General features: G+C 70.1%; 7 protein-coding genes and 1 tRNA gene. 6 read left to right on the top strand and 2 right to left on the bottom strand.

The annotated features are described in order from the left end of the window. The first annotated feature begins 103 nt into the window (after positions 1-103). Both ABH915_RS04050 and ABH915_RS04045 read left to right on the top strand, forming a co-directional pair. Positions 104-907, top strand: coding sequence for a VOC family protein (locus ABH915_RS04050; RefSeq protein WP_370118068.1), 804 nt, complete (start codon positions 104-106; stop codon positions 905-907). 382 nt (positions 908-1,289) lie between these two features. After that, positions 1,290-5,852, top strand: a complete 4,563-nt coding sequence (locus ABH915_RS04045; RefSeq protein WP_370118065.1) for an ExeM/NucH family extracellular endonuclease — start codon at positions 1,290-1,292, stop codon at positions 5,850-5,852. Positions 5,853-6,138: 286 nt separating this feature from the next. On the opposite strand, the gene ABH915_RS04040 is transcribed toward ABH915_RS04045, so the two are convergent. Beyond that, a complete protein-coding gene (locus ABH915_RS04040; protein ID WP_370118062.1) occupies positions 6,139-8,322 on the bottom strand; it encodes an FAD/NAD(P)-binding protein in 2,184 nt (727 codons plus the stop codon). Between the two features lie 84 nt (positions 8,323-8,406). On the opposite strand from ABH915_RS04040, the gene ABH915_RS04035 reads away from it, so the two are divergent. From ABH915_RS04035 to ABH915_RS04020, 4 genes are all read left to right on the top strand, one after another. Continuing rightward, positions 8,407-10,686 carry a prolyl oligopeptidase family protein gene (locus ABH915_RS04035; protein ID WP_370118059.1) on the top strand — a complete coding sequence of 760 codons (2,280 nt, stop codon included), beginning with the start codon at positions 8,407-8,409 and terminating at the stop codon, positions 10,684-10,686. Between the two features lie 154 nt (positions 10,687-10,840). Beyond that, a tRNA-Ser gene (locus tag ABH915_RS04030) sits at positions 10,841-10,928 on the top strand. 183 nt (positions 10,929-11,111) lie between these two features. Next, complete coding sequence (locus tag ABH915_RS04025; RefSeq protein WP_370118056.1) at positions 11,112-12,791, top strand: phytoene desaturase family protein; 1,680 nt, start codon at positions 11,112-11,114, stop codon at positions 12,789-12,791. 39 nt (positions 12,792-12,830) lie between these two features. Further along, positions 12,831-14,300, top strand: coding sequence for an MFS transporter (locus tag ABH915_RS04020; RefSeq protein ID WP_370118054.1), 1,470 nt, complete (start codon positions 12,831-12,833; stop codon positions 14,298-14,300). On the opposite strand, the gene ABH915_RS04015 is transcribed toward ABH915_RS04020, so the two are convergent. Beyond that, positions 14,245-16,425, bottom strand: coding sequence for an ATP-dependent DNA helicase RecQ (locus ABH915_RS04015; protein ID WP_370118051.1), 2,181 nt, complete (start codon positions 16,423-16,425; stop codon positions 14,245-14,247). The two genes, ABH915_RS04020 and ABH915_RS04015, sit on opposite strands and share 56 nt — an antisense overlap. Between the last annotated feature and the right edge of the window lie 105 nt (positions 16,426-16,530).

Raw genomic sequence — 16,530 nt, 5'->3', positions numbered from 1 at the left:
TCGGTGCCCCGTCATAGTCTCTCTGTGTCTCCACCCCGTCGCCACCACAAACCAGAGTCCGGCGGCCGCACGTCAACGGCCGCCACAGAGAGCAGGAGCTTCCATGCCCACACCCGAGCACTCCAACGGCGCGCCATGTTGGATCGACCTCATGACATCCGATGCTGAAAAGGCCAAGTCGTTCTACGGTGCGCTGTTCGGCTGGACGTACCAGACCGGCGACGAAGCAAAATACGGTGGCTACATCACTGCCTGGAAGGACGGCAAGTCCGTCGCCGGCCTGATGCAGAAGCAGGAAGATCAGGCCGCGTGGCCGGACATGTGGTCCACGTACCTGCGCTCGGAGGACGCCGCTGCCACCGTCAAGGCTGCAACGGAACACGGCGGCCAGGTCTACATGGCGCCCATGGACGTCCCCGAACAGGGCAGCATGGCCATGATCGCCGACGCCACGGGCGCGTCGGTCGGCGTGTGGCAGCCGGCTGAGATGAAGGGCTATGAGCTGGAGGCCGAGCCCGGCGCCCCGGCGTGGCACGAGCTCCACGCCAAGGACTACGCCGGCGCCGTCAAGTTCTACCAGGACGTGTTCGGCTGGGACACCGACGTCATGAGTGACACCCCGGAGTTCCGCTACACCACCCTGGGCGCGGGCCCGGCGGCCAAGGCCGGGATCATGGACGCGTCGGCCTACCTCCCCGCCGAGGTCCCGTCCAACTGGCAGGTCTACTTCGCCGTGGACGACGCCGATGCCTCCATCGAGACGGCAGTGTCCCTCGGCGCCAAAGTGATTGACGGGCCGGACGACACCCCGTTCGGCAGGCTCGCGACGCTGGCTGACCCCACCGGCGCGATGTTCAAGATCGTGGCTGACACCGGACGGGGTGGGCAGTCCGCCACGGACGCCTAACTGCCTAACCGGCAAAGACCCCGAAGCTCTTCCCACCTAATTACAAAAATTGTTGTAGGAAATACCGGCCGGACCCTTCCCCAAGGGCTACTGGCCGGTATTCTGCTGTGGAGCGTCCGGTGGAGGCACCCGGACACCGCTCACCCGCATCACCAGTCACCATTGCCCGGGGCTTTCGAGCCGCTCCGGGAAGGCTGCGGCGCGTCCCGCTGGGGGACGTCCCGCCGAATGCACGTGTAGTCCATACGTTGTTCATTCACCCCTGTTTGGATGGGCCCGGCACGACTTGACCAGGAGTTCTGGCCGGCCACTGTCCGCTGCACCCTGCGGACGCCCTGCACCCTGCCCTTTACCCGGGGCACCCTAATGAGAGTCAGAGCGGATGAAACAAACACCCTGGAAAACAGCGCTGGGCACAGCACTGTCGGCGGCGCTGATCGCAGCCCCACTGGCGGCCGTGCCGGCTAATGCCACGGAACCCTCGCCGGCGGCGACCGGAACCTCGCCGGTGGTCATCAACGAGGCCTACCTCAGCGGCGGCAGCGCCGGCGCGGCCTTCAAGAACAAGTTTGTCGAGCTGTACAACGGCTCCGACGCGCCGGTCTCGCTGGAGGGCTGGAGTCTCCAGTACCGCTCAGCCCCAGGCACCGGGGCACCGAGTTCGGTGGCAGCCCTGGCCGGCAGCATTCCCGCCAAGGGCTACTACCTGCTCAAGGGCGGCAGCAACGGCACGGCCGGCGCCGACCTGCCGGCTGCCGACGCCACCGCCACCGGCTTCAACCCTGCCGGCGGCGGCGGCACGATCGTGCTGGCCAAACAGGCCGCCGCGCTCAACCCGCTGCCCACGGGCTCGGTGATCGAACCGGCCAACGTCGCGGACCTCCTCGGCTACGGCACCTCCAACACCTTTGAGGCCCAGGCAGCCGCTGCGCCGTCGGGCAACACCGACGTCAAGAGCCTGAACCGCAGCAGCGGCGCGGACACCAACAACAACGCCGCTGACGTCACCCTCAACGCAGCCATCACGCCGAAGACCGCCAATGGAGCCGCGGGCCCCGTGGACCCGCCGGTGGACCCACCCGTGGACCCGGGCACTCCCCCCGCCAGCAAGACCATCGCCGAAATCCAGGGCACCGGTGCCGCGAGCCCGCTGGCAGGATCCTCCTTCACCACGCGCGGCCGCGTCACCGCGACGTTCCCCACCGGCGGCTTCGCCGGCTACTACGTCCAGACCCCCGGCACCGGCGGCGATCTCACGCCCGCCAACCACGCGGCGTCGGACGCGGTGTTCGTCTACTCGCCGTCCACGGTCGACTCCGTCCGGATCGGCGACTACGTCGAACTCACCGGTGCCGTCAGTGAATTCTTCGGCATGACGCAGCTGACCGTCGCCGCGGCGGCCGATCTGAAGAAGCTCACCGAGGCCGCCCCCGAGGTCAAGGCCACCGGCTTCGCCCTCCCCGCCGACGAAGCGTTCCGCGAATCCCTGGAGGGCATGCTGCTGACGCCGCAGGGCCCGGTTACCGTCGCGGACAACTTCTCACTGAACCAGTACGGCGAGATCGGCCTGGCCGGCGGCACCACCGCGCTGGAACAGCCCACCGCCGTCGCGGCCTTCGGCTCCGCGGAGTACACCGCCACGGTCGCGGCGAATGCCGCCCGCGGCATCAAGCTCGACGACGGCGCCACCACGAACTTCCTCAAGGACGCCGCCACCAAGGCCCAGGTGCTCCCATACCTGACCACGGCCGATCACGTCCGGGTCGGCGCGCCGGTGACGTTCAAAACCAACGTGGTGCTCAGCTACGCGAACAGCGCCTGGAAGTTCCAGCCCCTGACCCAGCTGACGGCGGCCAACGCGGACACCGTGCAGCCGGCCAGCTTCGGCGCCACCCGGGCCGAGACCCCCGCCGCCGTGGGCGGCAACCTCAAGCTCGCCTCCTTCAACGTACTGAACTACTTCCCCACCACCGGCGACCAGGTGGCCGGCTGCACCTTCTACCCGGACCGGGACGGCAACCCCATCACAGTCAAGGGCGGCTGCGATGTCCGCGGCGCCGCGAACGCCGAGAACCTCAAGCGGCAGCAGGACAAGATCGTCGCCGCCATCTCCAAGTCCGGGGCCGACGTCGTCACCCTGATGGAGGTCGAAAACTCGGCCCAGTTCGGCAAAACCCGGGACGACGCGCTCGCCAAGCTGGTGGACGCCCTGAACATCGCCACACCGGGGATCTGGGACTACGTCCGCACGCCCGCCAACGCACCCCCGCTGGCCGACGAGGACATGATCCGCACCGCGTTCATCTACAAGTTGGCCGCCGCCGAACCAATCGGCGAGTCCATCATCCACAACGACACGGTCGCTTTCGCCAGCGCCCGCAAGCCGATGGCCCAGGTCTTCAAGCCCGTGGGCGCCGCGGATGACAAGAAATTCATCGCGATCGCCAACCACTTCAAGTCCAAGGGTTCCGCCGCCACACCGGAGGACACCGACAAGGGCCAGGGCGCCTCTAACCTCGCCCGCACCGCCCAGGCCAAGTCCCTGCTGGCGTTTTCCGACGATCTGCAGAAGTCCAAGGGCACCGACAAGGTCTTCCTGATCGGCGACTTCAACTCCTACGCCAAGGAGGACCCGATCAACGTCCTCACGGGCGCCGGGTACGTCAACCAGGACGAGAAGGCGACAAACGCCGACGGTTCCGCCAAGCATTCCTACCTGTTCGGCGGCCTCGTGGGCTCACTGGACCACGTCCTCGCCTCGCCGGCGGCCAACGCCGCCGTCACCGGCGCGGACATCTGGAACATCAACTCCGTGGAGTCCGTGGCCCTGGAGTACAGCCGCTACAACAACAACGTCACCGATTACTACGCTCCGGACCAGTTCCGCGCCAGCGACCACGATCCGGTGGTGGTGGGCCTGGACTTGCCCGTCACCCCGGCCAGCATGGAGCTGAACTTCCTGGGCATCAACGACTTCCACGGCCGCATCGACTCCAACACCGTGTTCTTCGCGGGGACCATCGAGAAGCTGCGCGCCGCTGCCGCCCCGGGCGCCACGGCGTTCATTTCGGCCGGCGACAACATCGGCGCCTCCCTGTTCGCCTCGGCCATCGCCAAGGACCAGCCGACCATCGACGTGCTGAACGCGCTGGAGCTGCGCACTTCCGCGGTGGGCAACCACGAGTTCGACGGCGGCTGGGCTGACCTGCGCGACCGCGTCACCGCCGGCGGGACCAACGCCAAATTCCCGTACCTGGGCGCCAATGTCTATGCGAAGGGCACGACCACCCCGGCCCTGCCGGAATACACGGTCCTGGACATGAACGGCGTCAAGGTCGCCGTGATCGGCACGGTCACGCAGGAAGTGCCGTCCCTGGTCACGCCGTCGGGCATCGCGGACCTTGAGTTCGGTGACCCCGTTGACGCGATCAACCGGGTCGCGGCAAAGATCAAGGCGGACAAGCTCGCCGACGTCATCATCGTGGAGAACCACGACGGCGCCGGATCAGGCGCACCCGACGGCGCCACTTTGGAGCAGGAAATTGCCGCCGGCGGCCCCTTCGCCAAGATGGTCCAGAAGGTCACCCCGGATGTGGCGGCGATCTTCAACGGCCACACCCACAAGCAGTACGCCTGGGACGCCCCCGTCCTGGACGCGGCGGGCCAGCCCACGGGCAAGACCCGCCCGATCGTCCAGACCGGAAACTACGGCGAGTTCATCGGCCAGATCCAGCTGACCATCGACACCAAGACCATGGCGGTGACCGGGTACAAGTCCGGCAACGTCCAGCGCACCACGAGTGCCGCGCAGCCCGCGGCCGATCTCGTGGCCGCCTACCCGCGGGTCGCGGCCGTCAAGGCCATCGTGGACAAGGCCCTGGCCGACGCCGCCGTGGTGGGCAACCAGCCGGTCGGCAAGGTCACCGCGGACATCACGACGGCGTTCGCCGGTTCCCCGGCCGTGCGCGATGACCGGTCCAGCGAGTCCACCCTCGGCAACCTGGTGGCGGACTCCCTGGTTGATGCGCTGAAGGCGCCGGACCTCGGCGCCGCCGAAATCGGCGTCGTCAACCCGGGCGGCCTGCGCAACGAGCTGTACTACGCACCCGACGGCACGATCACGTACGCCGAGGCCAACGCGGTGCTGCCGTTCGTGAACAATCTGTGGACCACGTCCCTCACGGGCGCGCAGTTCAAGACCCTGCTGGAGCAGCAGTGGCAGACCAACCCGGACGGCACCGTCCCCAGCCGCGCCTACCAGCAGCTGGGCCTGTCGAAGAACGTGAACTACACCTACGACGCCGCCCGTGCCGCCGGTGACCGGATCACCTCGATCCGGGTCAACGGTGCACTGATCGACCCGGCGAAGTCCTACCGGATCGGGACGTTCAACTTCCTGGCCACCGGCGGCGACAACTTCCGCATCTTCAAGGAAGGCGCCGGTACCAAGGACTCCGGACTCGTGGACCGCGACGCGTGGATCAAGTACCTGCAGGGCCACAACCCGGTCTCGCCGGACTTCGCCCGCCGCTCCGTGGCCGTTGTGAACACGACGGCGGCCGAGGTCAAGGGCGGCGAACCCATCACCCTGGCGGTTTCGAAGCTGGACCTCACCTCGCTGGGCAGCCCGGTGAATGCCTCGCTGCGCGCCGAATTCACGGATGCTGCCGGCACCGTGACGGCCCTGGGCACGGTACCGGTGACCGCCGGCGCCGCCACGGTGAGCGTGTCGGTTCCCGCCGGCGCCGCCGCAGGCACGGGCACCCTGGTGCTCACCGCCGTCGAATCCGGCACGGTGGTGAAAACGGCGGTGAAGGTCGCGGCCAGCGTCCCCGTCCCGCCGAAGTGCACGCCGCCGGTCAAGCCGACCAGGCCCGGGGATGTCGTGGGCCAGGTGAACTACGGGACAGCCATGGCCGCCTACCGGAAGTGCCTCAAGGGCTGATGCCTTAGCCCGGACGTCCTGGTCCCGCACCACGGCACATGCCCTCCCCTGGCCCGCAGCACTGGACATATGCACCAAGTGTCCACTGCCCGGCCCCACGGGAGGGCATGTCCACTCGTGGAGACATACGGGCCACAGGGCATGCCCACCCCTGGCCCGCAGCACTGGACATATGCACCAAGTGTCCACTGCCCGGCCCCACGGGAGGGCATGTCCATTCTTGATGGTCGGGCGAGCGGAGGGCATGCCCTCCCATGCCCATTTTCTGAGCGGCGTGCGGGGCGGGCTAGTGGTCCAGGATGTCGCGGGCGATCTCGTCGGCGTCGCGCAGGGTGCGCTGGCCGCTGCGGTAGACCGGGCCGGTCTTCGGCCGGGCCTCGGCGGCGATGGCCGTGCCCCATTGCGTGGCGGAGAGCTGGAGCCCGAGCACGTAAAGCCCTGGTGTAACGGACCCGTTGGCACCCAGCGGGCGGTAGGGATGCGGGACGACGTCGAGCCCGGTGGTCTGCACCGGGGTCCCCTCCACGGTCATCATGAGGCGCGGCCGCACCAGCCCCTCGGCGAGCAACTGTTCCAACAGGGGCGAGGAGTTGACGGCCACGCGGTTGGCCGGGGCCAGCGCCTCGATCATCGCTGACGCGGACACGGCGCCCGCCACTGCGTTCTCCATCCGCGCCCTCACTGCACCGGCATTCGCCGTCCCCGAGGCGGCACCGATCACGCCGGCACTGCCCACAAAACCGCGGACACCAGCACCGCCCGCGGCGGTACCACCGACGCCGGCAGGCTCCATTGCGGCACCTTCGGCCCCGCCGTCGGCGCTTTCATCCGTTCCGCCGCCCACCCACGGCGAGGCCGCGGTGAATGTCCGGGCCCGGCGATTCACGCCGAACTTGGGGTCCGGGCCCACGAAACGCACGATTCCCGCCCGTGCCAGTGCCGCGAGCTGCGCGGAGCGCAGCGCCGGCGGCCCGCTCGCCAGGCCTTCCACGAATGATTCGAACCAGCCCCGGAGGCCCGCGACCCAGGATTCGTCCGTGATGCCGCTATCGGCCACGGCGGTCTTGAGGACTGCCCGGCCGTGGTGCAGCGCGCCGATCGCCATTTTCACGGGGTCGTCCTCGCCAAGGGCCGAGCGCCGGGCGTCGTCGAGCAGGTAATCGACGACGGCGGCGTCCAGTTCGGCTCTGGAGTCGAACGAGCGCCCGGCCAGGGGCGCCGCGAGGCCGAGCAGGTCCAGGCGGTGGGCGGCCCGGACATGGACGGCAATCACCGATTCCGCGGTGTGCTCCCACTTGGCGGTCGAATGCGCGTGCGGCCGCAAGGACTCGTCCAGGGCGCGCAGGAACTCGGCCGGTTCGGTCAGGATGGCATCGGGCTGCGAGCGCGCGAGCGTGGAGTAGTAGGCCCAGACCGCGTCCCGGTGCAGGAGCGGCCAGAGGTCGTAGTCGAAGGAGGGCCGGATTCCGGAGCCGGCGAACTTCGCGACCGCGTCCTCGGTGCAGTAGCGCAGCCGTACCGTCCCCGGGTAGTAGCCGGTGAGTGTCGCCTTCGCCCGGTAGGGGGTGCCGCGGCGTGAGGCGGCGATGATGAGCGGTTCGCGGCCGGACGGCAGATACGTCAGTTCACCGTTGTCCTCGCCGGCAACGAACCGGCCGCCGCGCCCTTCCGTCAGCTGTCCCATCACGTCAAAGAAGTTCAGGCCCATGCCGCGCACCAGGACCGGTTTGCCGGCCGGCACCCGGGACCAGTCGACGTCGGCGGGCGCCGCCGGCGGCACGTACAGGAGGCCGAGTTCTTCCGCCGCGGAAAGCAGCTCCCGCTGTTCAGGGTTCAACCGCGCGTCGAGGTGGCCCACGGCCAGCACCACGGAGTCGACGGTAAGCACGGTGCCGTCGACGAGCACGACGTCGAACCGCACCGAAGCTTCCGCCGCAGCGGCCGGCCCGGAGGCGGCCGCAAGCACGGAGGCGGCGGCCGGCCCCCCGGCGGCGTGGCGGACGGACGTCGCCGTGGCCGCGTGGAAATCCACGCTGACGCCGGCCGGCAGCACGGTGAGCAGTTCCTCGAGGGTGGACCGCAGGTAACGGCCGTAAAGGGCCCGGCTGGGGAAGTCCGCCTCGCCGAGCCGGGAGACCTCGGCCCGTTCCTCGTCTGTGAGCGAAGGGTGCGGGTGGGCCTGCTGGCGTTCGCGCCACTGGTCGAACGTGTGCCCGGCCAGGGGCGGCGCGAGTTCGGGGTCCTCGGGGACCACGGTGGGATAGAAGGACTGCGTGTTCATCAGGTACAGCCGCGACTGTCCGGGCTGCCAGACGTGCCCCGGGCCCGCCGGATAAGGGTCGACCACGTCGATGTGCAGGGTGCCCGCGGAGCCGGCGGAGGCCCAGTTGGCGAGGAGCCGTTCCAGCACGCTCGTGCCCCGGGGACCGGCGCCTATCACTGCCGTCCGGATGCTTCGAGATATGCCCACGGCATCCAGCGTATCGGCAACCCGGCCGCCGGCTTGCCCTCCGTGTGACTTGCCACTGCCGCACCGATGTTCTTGGATGGGAAAATGACCACCACAGAAGCTGACCACCCGTCCGCGTCCGGCGAGACCACCGGCGCCCTCCCGGCTGGAGGGACTTCCCCCGAACCCGTCGACGAGAACATCTGGCTGGAGGACATCTACGGCCAGGAGCAGCTGGCGTGGGTCCGTGAACAGAACGCGCGCACCGAGGAGCTCCTCGAGGATGCCGACTACGCCGACCTCGAAGGCCGGATCCTGGAGGTCCTCGATTCCACCGACCGGATCCCCATGGTGGGCAAGCACGGCGAGTGGTACTACAACTTCTGGAAGGACCGGGACAACCCGAGGGGCTTGTGGCGGCGCACCAGCTGGGACAGCTACCGGGCCGGGACCCCCGCGTGGGATGTCCTGCTGGATGTCGACGCCCTCGCCGCCGCCGAAGGCCAGGACTGGGTCTTCCACGGCGCCAACTTCCTCCGCCCGGCCCCGGGTGAACCCCACCGGCGGGCCCTGCTGGCCTTCTCCCCCGACGGCGGGGACGCGAACCGCCACCGGGAGTTCGACGTCGAGGCCCGCGGCTTCGTGGACCCGGCCGACGGCGGCTTCGACCTCCCGACCGGCAAGGGCAACGCGTCCTGGCTGGACGGGGACACCCTGCTGGTCGCCACCACCGCCCAGGACCTGCCGCGGACCACCTCGTCCTATGCCCGCACCGGGGTAAAGCTGCGCCGCGGCGGCTCCCTGGCGCAGGCCGAGCAGATCTTCGACATTCCCGAGGACCACATGATGGCGATCGTGGCCCACGACTCCACTCCGGGCTTCGAACGCACGTTCGCCGTCGACTGGATCAGTTTTTTCGAGAAGAACACCTCGGTGCTGCGCGATGGTGCGTGGGTGCAGCTCGACGTGCCGGCAGACGTGAACCTGAGCTCGCACCGCGAATGGCTGCTGTTCCGCCCGCAGCGTGACTGGACCGTCAACGGCACCACCCACCCGGCGGGCTCCCTGCTCGCGGCCGGGTTCGAGGACTTCCTCGCCGGCTCCCGGGACCTCGCCGTGCTCTTCACGCCCGATCGGCACACCTCCCTGCAGTCCTGGAGCTGGACGCGGGACTTCCTGCTGCTGAACCTGCTCCGGGACGTGTCCTCGGAAATCCACGTCCTGGATCCGCGGCGTCCGGGCACGGACGCCGCATGGGCGGCCACCGTGCTGGACGCCTGCCCGCCGCTGCACGACGTCAATGCCTTCGCGGTGGATGACGAGGACGACGCCGAGGGCACGGACGACGACGGTACCGGCGGCGCCGCCTCGGTCGCCGAGGGCGAGGCGCCGGGCGCCGGGAACGACTTCTGGCTGGTGGCCACCGGCTTCACGACGCCGACCACCCTGACCCGCGGGACACTCACCCGCGACGGCGGATCGGTAACCAGCACGCACGAGGTAATCCGGACCTCGCCGTCGTTCTTCAACGAGGACGACTACGAAGTCCAGCAACACTTCGCCGCCTCCAGCGACGGCACGAAGATTCCGTACTTCCAGGTGGCCGCGAAGGACCTGGTGCTGGACGGCCAGAACCCGACCCAGCTTTCCGGCTACGGCGGCTTCGAGATTTCGCGGACGCCGGCGTACAGCGGCGCGATCGGCCGGGCGTGGCTGGAGCGGCGCACCGCTGAGTCCGGCGGCGCCGAGGGCGAGGGCACGCACCGCCGCGGCGGCGTCTACGTGGTGGCGAACATCCGCGGCGGCGGCGAGTACGGGCCGGACTGGCACCGCGCCGCCCTGCAGGGCAACCGCCACCGGGCGTACGAGGACTTCGCCGCCGTCGCGAAGGACCTGATCTCCCGCGGCGTCACGTCCCGTCAGCGGCTCGGCTGCGTGGGCGGCTCCAACGGCGGGCTGCTGGTGGGCAACATGCTCACGCAGTACCCGGAGCTGTTCGGCGCCGTGTCCTGCGGGGTCCCGCTCCTGGACATGCGCCGGTACACCAAGCTGTCCGCGGGCTATTCGTGGATCGGCGAATACGGCGACCCCGACGTGCCGGAGCAGTGGGAGTTCCTGAAGACGTTCTCCCCGTACCACCTGCTCAAGGACGGTGTGGACTACCCGGAGACGTTTATCTGGACGGCGACCTCGGATGACCGGGTGGGCCCGGTCCAGGCCCGGAAGATGGCGGCCCGCATGCAGGCCATGGGCATCCCCAATGTCTGGTTCCACGAAGCCCTCGAGGGCGGCCACGCGGGGGCCTCGGACAACCGGCAGGCCGCGGCCCTGCAGAGCCGCAGCCAGCATTTCCTGTGGCGTGCCCTGGCCGGCCGGGAGGCCTGATCCCCGCCCCTGCCGCCGACGGCAACGCGGGGTCATATCCGGCCGATCCGGCGCCCCGTCATGGACCGGAAGTGACCCCGTGTTGTTCTGGAGCGGCCGTTTTGCACTGCGTGGCACCTTCTGCGTATCCTTGGTTGGCTAGTTAATAGCAATTGGAGACGTGCCAGAGCGGCCGAATGGGCTTCACTGCTAATGAAGTGTGGGGCACAACTCCACCGGGGGTTCAAATCCCCCCGTCTCCGCGTTTGGCCCCGGTCCTCGGACCGGGGCCTTTTGCGTTCCCGGGCAGGCCACGACGACTCGACGCAGTTAAGACGTCGTTCGTTCGCCTTGGTCTGCCCCCGGCAGTCACGTCCCGCAGCCCAGCCCGTCCGGTGGCCGGACGCCTCACGCCCGCCGGCGGATCCGGATGGCAGGATAGGCCCATGTCGAGCAACCCCATGAGCATCAGTGCGTTTGACGCCATCATCGTCGGCGGCGGCCACAACGGCCTGGCCGCGGCCGCGTACCTGGCCAAGGCCGGGCGCGACGTCCTGGTCCTGGAAAAGCTGGAACACCCCGGCGGCGCCGCGGTATCCGCGCACGCGTTCGACGGCGTCGACGCCCGCCTCTCGCGCTATTCGTACCTCGTCAGCCTCCTGCCCCGGCAGATCATCGACGACCTCGGCCTGCGCATCACGCTGGCGCGGCGGCGCTATTCCTCCTACACCCCGGACCCCGCGGACGGCAGCCGGGCCCTGCTGGTGGACAACGGGGACGAGGCCGCCACGGCCGCGTCGTTCGCCGCCGTCGGCGCTCCCGACGGCGATTTCGGCGCCTTCACCGCGTTCTACGCCGCCTGCCGGAAGCTCACGGAGGCTCTCTGGCCCACCATGACCGCGCCGCTGCTGGCGCGGTCCGACGCGCGGGCCCTCGCCGCCCGGGCCGGGGCCGACGCGGCGTGGGAGGCCATGATCGAACATCCCATCGGACAGGCGATCAGCCGGGAACTGGGCAGCGACCTGGTCCGCGGTGTGGTCCTGACGGATGCGCTGATCGGGACCTTCGCCCGGGCTGACGATGAGGACCTGCAGCAGAACATCTGCTTCCTCTACCACCTGATCGGCGGCGGGACTGGGGACTGGGACGTGCCCGTCGGCGGCATGGGCGCGGTCTCCGGCGAGCTGGAACGGGCCGCGCGCGACGCCGGCGCGACCATCCTGACCTCCGCGGACGTCACGGCCGTCCGGCCCGGCGGCACCGTGGACTACCGCCACGGAGGGCAGGACCACTCGTCTTCGGCCCGGTGGGTGTTGTCCAATGTGGCACCGGCGGTCCTCGACCGGCTACGCAGCCGGCCCGCCACCGTCAGTTCCGCGGGCGCCGTCACTTCCGCGGGCGCCGTCACTTCCGCGGGCGCCGCTGCCGGCCCCAACCCGAATCATCGCCGCGAGGGCGCGCAGGTCAAGGTCAACCTCCTCCTCAAACGCCTCCCCCGGCTCCTGGACGGATCCGTCAGCCCCGAGGCCGCGTTCGGCGGGACGTTCCACATCAACGAGACCTGGTCCCAGCTCGCCGCCGCCTACCGCGCCGCGGCCGCCGGGTTCGTGCCCTCGCCGCTGCCGTGCGAAATCTACTGCCATTCGCTGACCGACCCCAGCATCCTGTCCCCGGAGCTGCAGGCCGCCGGCGCCCAGACGTTGACGGTCTTTGGCCTGCACGTCCCGGACCGGCTGGTCACGGCGGAGAACAACGAGGACCGCCGCGCCGAACTGCAGGCGGCTGTGCTGGCCTCCCTGAACTCCGTCCTGGCCGAACCCATTGAGGATCTGCTCCTGACGGATCCGGACGGGCGGCCCTGCATCGAAACCAAGACCACCCTGGACATTGAACGCGCGGTCGGGATGCCCCGGGGCAACATCTTCCACGGCGGCCTCGACTGGCCGTTCGTGGAGGACGGCGAACCGCTGGACACCCCGGCGCGCCGCTGGGGCGTGGCGACGGACGATCCGCAGATCCTGCTCTGCGGCTCCGGCGCCCGCCGCGGCGGCGCCGTCAGTGCCATCGGCGGACACAACGCCGCCATGGCCGTGCTGGAATCGGAACCGCCCCTCCGCAATGGGTGATCCTGCGCAATGGGTGAACCGGACCGTGGAGAAACGCGCATGAACGCCGCCCCGCGCGGGGCGGACCCGGCCGGGGTCGGCTGGAGCCCGCGGCTGGCCCTGCTGGTGGCCGCGACGTTCTTCATGGAATTCCTCGACGGGACCGTCCTGACCACGGCCATACCCAGTATCGCCGCCGATTTCTCGGTGCCGCCCGCCGACGTGAACATCACCATGACGGCCTACCTGATGACGGTGGCGATGGGCATCCCGCTCAGCAGCTGGCTCGCGGAGCGGCTCGGTGCCCGCCGGGTGTTCTGTCTCGCCATCGCCATCTTCACGGCGGCGTCCCTGCTGTGCGCGCTCAGCCAGGACCTGACCATGCTGACCCTGAGCCGTGTCCTGCAGGGTGCCGGCGGCGCCATGATGGTCCCCGTGGGCACGCTGGTGGTGCTCCGCGGCACCCCGAAGAAGGACCTGCTGCGGGCGACGGCCTTCCTGGTGTGGCCCGGGCTGCTGGCCCCGGTCCTCGCCCCGCTGGTGGGCGGGGCGCTGACGACCTACCTGTCCTGGCACTGGATCTTCCTGGTCAACCTCCCCCTGGGCCTGGCGGCCTTCCTGGCCGCGCTGCGCCTGGTCCCCGCAGTGGGCGGGGACAGCACGCGGCGCCTCGACTGGCTCGGCCTGGCCCTGACAACGCTCGGGGTGGGCTCGCTGCTGGTCGGGCTGGAACTCATCGGGGGCCGGGACGCCGGGCTGCTGGCGGCCGCCGGCATCGGGGCGGGCCTGCTGTTCCTGGCCGCCGCCGCTGCCTGGATGCGGCGGACCAGCACGCCGTTGTTCAATCTGTCCGTCTTCGGCGCGCGGACGTTCCGTGCGACGGCGACGGGAGGCTTTGTGTACCGCCTGACCATCAGCGCGGTGCCGTTCCTGCTGCCGCTGATGTTCCAGGCCGGTTTCGGCTGGGACCCGCTGCAGGCCGGGGCGATGGTGTCGGCCGTGTTCATGGGGAACATCGGGATCAAGCCCGCCACGACGCCCCTGATCCGGCGTTTCGGGTTCAAACCCGTCCTGGTGTTCGCCTCACTGGCCTCCGCAGCCACCTTTGGGCTGTGCGCGCTGCTCGACGCCGGCACGCCGGAGCCGCTGATTGTCGCCGTGCTGGTGGCCAGCGGGGCGTTCCGTTCGATCGGGTTCTCGGCCTACGCGTCCGTCCAGTACGCCGACGTCCTCCCGGCACAACTGCCGTCCGCCAACGCCGTCTCCGCGACGCTCGTGCAGCTCGCCACCGCGGCCGGGATCGCGGTCGGGGCGCTCCTGCTGCGGGTTTTCGAGGCCGGCAGTGAGGCAGCATCCACCGGGGTCGCCGGGGATCCGGCGGCACCGTACCGGGCGGCGTTCCTGGCCATCGCCGTCCTGATGCTCCTGAGCACCCTGGACAGCCTGGCCCTCCCCCGCAACGCCGGCGCGGAGGTCAGCCGGCCTGGCCCAGCACCAGGGGCAGAACGGCGCCGGCGCCCGCGAGCCTGAGGGCCCGCCCTGACACGGTCAGGGTCCAGCGGCTGTCCACGAGGTCGTCCACGAGCATGACGCTCTGGCCACGGATTCCGGCCAGGGCCTCCTCCAGCTCCGGCCCCACCACCAGGCGCTCCCAGACGCCGGCGAGCCGGTACGCGCTGTTCCCGCCGCGGCCGCCGGTGGGCCCGCCGTGACTGAGCTGCAGCTGGCCAAGATACGGGATGCGGCCGATCTCGGAGATCCCTCGGGCCAGGGAATCCACCAGCAACGGCTTCCCGCGGGAGGGCAGGCTGATGATCGCGGCAGGCCGGCCGGCCCCGCTCCAGCCCGGGGTGCGGGCATCTCCCGTGCCCCACTCCCGGAGCACCTGGACGCAGGCCTGCAGCATGCCGGGGTCCACGGGCCGGTCGGGCGCGCCGGCGGCGAAGGCCTCCCGCAGGGCCCCGCCCCAGCCTAGGTCCGTCAGGCGCGCCAGCACCCGGCCGTCGGCGAGGGCCTCTTCCGGTTTGATCTTGCCCTTGACCGGCACGCCCAGGCGGTCCATGCCGCTGGGCCACTGCAGCCGCGGTTCCAGGACGACGCCGGCCCGGCGCAGCGTCTGCCCGGCGGTCTCCGTGGCGTCCTCGGCGATATCGGCCCGGAACCAGCGGCCCGCGCAGTTGTCGCAGCGGCCGCAGGCGCGGGCTGTTTCATCGTCCAGCACCGAGGTGATGTATTCCATCCGGCACCCGGCCGTGTCCTGGTAGATGACCATGGAGTCCTGTTCATCCACCCGGGCCTCGGCGATCCGGCCGTACCGCTCGGCGTCGTAGTTCCACGGCTGTCCCGTGGAGCGCCAGCCTCCGCCGACGCGTTCGACGGCGCCGTCCACCGCCAGGACCTTCAGCAGCAGCTCCAGCGGGGTGCGGCGCAGGTCCACCCGGGCCTCGAGCGCCACTGTGGACACCGCCGTGCCTGCTTCGGCGAGGGCGGTCAGGACCGCGGCGGCCTTCTCCTCGGACGGCATGGATGCGGTGGCGAAATACTGCCAGATGTCGCGGTCCTCGGAACCCGGCAGCAGCAGCACGTCGGCGTTCGCCGCGCCACGCCCGGCGCGGCCCACCTGCTGGTAGTACGCCACCGGGGACGACGGCGCGCCAAGGTGCACCACGAAGCCGAGGTCCGGCTTGTCGAAGCCCATGCCGAGGGCCGAGGTGGCCACGAGCGCCTTGACCTGGTTGTCCTTCAGGAGCTGCTCGGCGCGTTCCCGGTCTGCGGGGTCCGTGCGGCCGGTGTAGGCGAGCACCTCGTGTCCCGCCTCGGCCAGCAGGCGTGCGGTGTCCTCGGCGGCCGAGACGGTGAGCGTGTAGATGATGCCGCTGCCCTGCAGATCCTGCAGGTGGGTCAGCAGCCAGCCCAGCCGTTCGCGGGAATCGGGCAGGGTCAGGACACCGAGCCGGAGCGAGTCCCGGCCCAGGGCGCCCCGGATGGTGAGCACGTCCTTGCCGAGCTGTTCCTCGATGTCGTGCACCACCCGGGAATTGGCCGTGGCGGTGGTGGCGAGCACCGGGACGGTGTCCGGGAGCTGCGTGATGAGGTCAGCGATGCGCCGGTAGTCGGGCCGGAAGTCGTGGCCCCAGTCCGAGATGCAGTGGGCCTCGTCAATCACCAGCAGCCCGGTCCGGCGCACGAGCTCGGGGAGCTGGTTTTCCCGGAAGGACGGGTTGGTGAGGCGTTCCGGCGAGACCAGCAGGACGTCCACTTCGTCGGCGGCGAGCTGCTCGCGGACGGTGTCCCAGTCCAGCTGGTTCGCGGAGTTGATCGCCACCGCCCGCACCCCGGCCCGCGCCGCGGCGGCGACCTGGTCCCGCATGAGGGCCAGGAGCGGGGACACGATCAGGGTGGGCCCGGCGCCGCGGCGGCGCAGCAGCAGGGAGGCGACGAAGTACACGGCCGATTTCCCCCAGCCGGTGCGTTGCACCACCAGGGCCCGCCTGCCGCCGTCGACCAGGGCCTCAATGGCCTCGAACTGGCCGTCATGGAACTCGGCTTCAGGATGGCCCACGAGTTCCCGCAGTACATTCTGGGCCTGTTCCCGGGTCGAGGATGTGGTGCCGGCTGGGGCGGTGCTGGAAAGGGCGTTCTGGTTACTGGCCATTGCTTCAGTATCCCAGCCCCCTCCGACAGCCATGAAGCCGGTTCCCGCAATGTGCACAATTCCGGGTGCGGACAGGCCGGCACGTCAGGGCCGCAACGTAAGATA

The sequence above is a fragment of the Arthrobacter sp. MW3 TE3886 genome (assembly GCF_041262145.1).
Lineage (GTDB): Bacteria > Actinomycetota > Actinomycetes > Actinomycetales > Micrococcaceae > Arthrobacter.
The sequence above is the reverse complement of the archived record's forward strand: the minus strand, read 5'-3'. Positions and strand labels throughout refer to the sequence as shown.

Coding starts and splice junctions, on each gene's coding strand:
- ABH915_RS04050 (WP_370118068.1), top strand. CDS start 104: ATGCCCACACCCGAGCACTCCAACGGCGCGCCATGTTGGATCGACCTC.
- ABH915_RS04045 (WP_370118065.1), top strand. CDS start 1,290: ATGAAACAAACACCCTGGAAAACAGCGCTGGGCACAGCACTGTCGGCG.
- ABH915_RS04035 (WP_370118059.1), top strand. CDS start 8,407: ATGACCACCACAGAAGCTGACCACCCGTCCGCGTCCGGCGAGACCACC.
- ABH915_RS04025 (WP_370118056.1), top strand. CDS start 11,112: ATGTCGAGCAACCCCATGAGCATCAGTGCGTTTGACGCCATCATCGTC.
- ABH915_RS04020 (WP_370118054.1), top strand. CDS start 12,831: ATGAACGCCGCCCCGCGCGGGGCGGACCCGGCCGGGGTCGGCTGGAGC.
- ABH915_RS04015 (WP_370118051.1), bottom strand. CDS start 16,425: ATGGCCAGTAACCAGAACGCCCTTTCCAGCACCGCCCCAGCCGGCACC.